This window comes from Clostridium sp. (assembly GCF_051656525.1).
Classification (GTDB): domain Bacteria; phylum Bacillota; class Clostridia; order Clostridiales; family Clostridiaceae; genus Clostridium.
On sequence record NZ_JBOGCC010000049.1, the window covers coordinates 1 to 4,011 of the forward strand.

At 27.6% G+C, this 4,011-nt stretch carries 3 protein-coding genes; 2 read left to right on the forward strand and 1 reads right to left on the reverse strand.

The window, feature by feature from the left end; translation table 11 throughout:
- Nucleotides 1-681 (forward strand): Hsp70 family protein (locus ACRDDY_RS01715; protein ID WP_438563243.1); only part of this gene is annotated, 681 nt, incomplete at its 5' end.
- 2 nt (nucleotides 682-683) lie between these two features.
- The gene (locus tag ACRDDY_RS01720; protein ID WP_438563244.1) at nucleotides 684-1,067 is read left to right on the forward strand and encodes a hypothetical protein; all 384 of its coding nucleotides are present in this window, start codon (nucleotides 684-686) and stop codon (nucleotides 1,065-1,067) included.
- A gap of 58 nt (nucleotides 1,068-1,125) precedes the next feature.
- On the opposite strand, the gene ACRDDY_RS01725 is transcribed toward ACRDDY_RS01720, so the two are convergent.
- Nucleotides 1,126-4,011 (reverse strand): hypothetical protein (locus ACRDDY_RS01725; protein ID WP_438563245.1); only part of this gene is annotated, 2,886 nt, incomplete at its 5' end.

Here is a 4,011-nt window from a genome sequence, read left to right on the forward strand (position 1 = left end):
GTAGAAGATGATCAAGAGGAAGTGTTTATAAATATATATCAAGGAGAAAATAAATTTGTTAAAGATAATGTGTTTATAGATAGAATAGAAATGAAAAAAATACCGAAAAATAAAAGTGGAAAAGAGATAGTTCAAATAAAGTTTAAATATGATTTAGATGGAATTTTAAATGCAGAGGTAAAAATAGTTAGTACAGGAGATATAGAAAAAAGAAAATTTAAAGATGGAAAACTTGTAAATGCAGAGGAGATAGATAAACTTTCGGTGGAGGCTGAATTAAAAGGTGTGGAGAAGGAAAAAGAGAGGGATATTGAACAGAGAGAAGAAATAGAACTAGATAAAGAACTTTTAAGAGATGAACTAGAGGATTCGAAATGTGTGGATGAAGATTTAAGTGAAGAGACTTTAAAAGAAAAGAAGATAGAGTTAGACTGTATAGAAGATGAAGAAGAGACAGAGGAGGGAGAGGACTTTTATGATGATGGAGATTATTCAAATATTTTTGGAGAAGTATATAATCTTGTAAGCTATGTAAATGCAAATATAGAAGGATTTGAAGATCATGTTCAAAAGCGTGTTAAGGAGCTATTACAAGATCTTTTAGGGGTTGTAAAAGCTGAGAAGTTTAAGGAGTGTAGAGAAATTGAGTTTGAAATTCTAACGCTTATGGAGGTTGAATAGGTGTGGATGTAAATAAAATTAAAAACTTAGAAATTTACCTAGATACAACTTTAAAATATAAACGGTTAGATATGGAGGCTTTAGAAATTCTTTTTTATATAAAATATAAATTTCAAAAATATGGTGAAGGAAGAGAAATTTTAAAATTTATTGAAAAAGAAAAAAGAAAAAAATTAGAGGAGAAATATTACAAAGATGAAAATAGTGAGTATGTAAAAAGTAAAATGCTTTTAAAAAGTTTAAAGAAAAATGAAGATGGAAAAGCCATAAGAACTTTAGAGGAAATATTATTGAAAAATAGAAGTGAGGAACTTTTAGAACTTTTAAAAAATCTAAAAAAAAGAAGAAGCTTTTTATATAGGTTTAAACTAAAATTATTTAAATGAATAAAAGGCTATTAAAACCTGATAGATTAAATGTCTATCAGGTTTCAATTATTAAGATCTAATAATATAAAAATCCACGACCAGGGTCTGAAAGTTTTACTAATAAAGGGTTTGTAGAAAAATTAAAGAGAGTTACGTTATCACTATAATTAAATGTTCCTGTAGCAATTGAGCTTTCAAGACCTACAAAAGAAGCTAGTAGACTTACTCTATAAATAAAAGTTAGCTCAGAGTTTGGTAAAATAGATGGAATAGTAATACTTATAATGTTGCTATTTATAGAAATATTTCCTGAAGGAAAAGAATTATTGTCATAAAAATTAAATTTTGATGGAAAAATATCTGTTATATTAACATTTATCATAGGTTTGCTTGTATTGTTACTTAGAATAAGCTTGTATTCTATAATATTAGAGCTAGAACACTTTATAGTGTTTTTAGTAAACTCACCAAGTAAAGTTAGATTTCTTTGATATTTTTTAGCAATATTTAAAGCGGCTTCAGGATAAGTTATTACACTATTACTCCATGTTTCAGATGTATATGATGATGGAGTAGCTAAATAATTGTAGGTTGTAGACGCTACATTAGTTATGCCATTTGAAGGTAAAGTTTTGTTTAATGTTGAATTTATAGTAGCAGTAACTGTAGAGTCTTTAGGAATTTCAGGAATATTTAATGAATACTTATTTAAAGAAGCATCAAAATCTCCATTTAAGTTACTATCTACAAAAGTCAAATAGCTTGGTAATATATCAATTAAATTTACATTATAAGCAGAAGACTTACCTATATTAGAAATAACTAAAGAGTAGGATAGTGTATCTAAATTATTTGCAAATATAGGGTGGGTGCTAGGATTAAAGTTTTCCGTAATATTTGATTGAAGTTTATCTACTTTAATACCAGGTGCTACGATTAAGAGAGTACTATTTAAGGATTTAGAATGATTCTCCGGTTCATATAAGACATCGCTCCACTCTACTGATATTGGAACAGTTGATGTTTTTTGATAATTTACTAAATTTGCTGATATTATTTTATCTTTATAACTTAATGTATAAGTTATATCATGCATAGAAGAGTCTATAACATCACCTAAAGGAAGGTTAAAATTATTCGTGAAAATTATAGGGGTAATAGGATTTCCATTTAAAAGTACATCATGAACATTAGTAGAGTTTGTTGAATTTAATGAATCCTTAATTTTAGCATTATAGCACAAGGAACCTTTTGGAAAAGTTACAGTTATAAGCACAGAAAATTCTTCAGAAAGAGTAACAGTACTATTAACATAGGTTTTACTTAATGTTGGATTACATGTTGTTAATGTTAAAACATCATCTAAAGGATATTCATTAAATGAATAAGCATAAGAGTCTAGTGATTCTTGGCTTGTGCCGTTGGAAATGGATACATTTAAGTCATACTCTTTACCTAATATTGGAACTGTTGTAATTGCTAGATTGTTTGTAATTGTTATAACTTCATTTGGAGGGAGCTTTGGAATTGAAACATTTAAAATATTATTAGATATACTATAATTTATAGTACTGCCTAAAGTAGTAGAATAACTTAAATTATTAAAGGTGAATAAAGATGGAATTGTAGAAATAAGGTCTAAATTAAATGCATCTACTAAAATATTTTGGTCATCACCACCAATATTTGAAACAGTAATAGTGTAATTTATTTCATCATTATATTTAATACAGGTAGAAGAGGGAACTGTATTATTTATATGAATATGAGGAATTCCAAAGTTTAAGCTAGATGAATCACGTGTAGAATAAGACTCATTATTAGAGTTAACTAAGGAACATTTAGCAAGATTATACAAGAATCCATCATTAAATTCAGGTGAAACTAAAAGATCAAATTTAAATTCAAATGCTACACCGCCATCTAAATCACCAACTAAAATTTTTGTTCCATTATCAGGAAGAGTAACATAAGTTCCTGTAGATGGAAAGTCTCCAGTTATTTCAATATTTTTAACTGTTGAAACTAAGAGATTAAATGGAGGATAGTCAAAAATTAGAACATCCTTTTGTTTAGCTGTAATTGTAGTAGCATTATAATGAAGATTAAATCTAATATAATCACCAGTTGCAGCAGCTTCATAAGATTTTATATTAGAATTACTATCTAAATAAGCAACTATATTTGTAGTTAATATAGGTGGTTCACAGATAATAGAAACTAGTGAACTTAAAGATAAAGTTTCAGAAGAAGAAATCACTGTTCCGGTAAAATTAAAAGAAGTTTTAAATATATCTGTTGAATAAACATATTTAGGTCCTACTTCATTTGCTAAAAGTGCATATTCATTATTTGTAGTAGTATAAACTTTTATAAAATTTTCACTATTTTCTGCTAAAGATGAAAGAGTGTAGGTAATAATAGTATTTAAGTCAACAGTAGTTACAGAAGAAGGAGGGAGAGTAGAACTTGTATAACTCATACCATTAGGGATACTGAAAGTGAAAACTGCATCAGAAATTCCTGAATATTCAGAAATAATATAAGTTAAAATATATTCATTTAATGAATTTACATCGGTATAACTACTGCTACAAGAATGGTTTATTATTATACTAGATGTTTTTATACTAAACTCTAGATAATAAGAAAAAAGGCTTCCTGTAAGGCTAAATGTTGATAATAAAAGGGTATCTTCCATTATTTTAGAGCCAGAATTTTCAAGTCCATTTAAAGTGTATTTATCATAAATAGCGGCTTCAAATTCCATAGTTACAGTTCCATCTGCAGAGAGGATTTTATTACTTAATGAAAGAGAAGTTCTATTAGTAACAGAAGTTGGTGGAGTTATTACAGGACTTAAAAAACTTGAAGCATTACTGCCACTTGAAGTAAAAGCACCTAGATATCTAATTCCATTAGCTAAATTTAAAGTGAAAGAAAGGTTTGAGGCTTCTCTTTC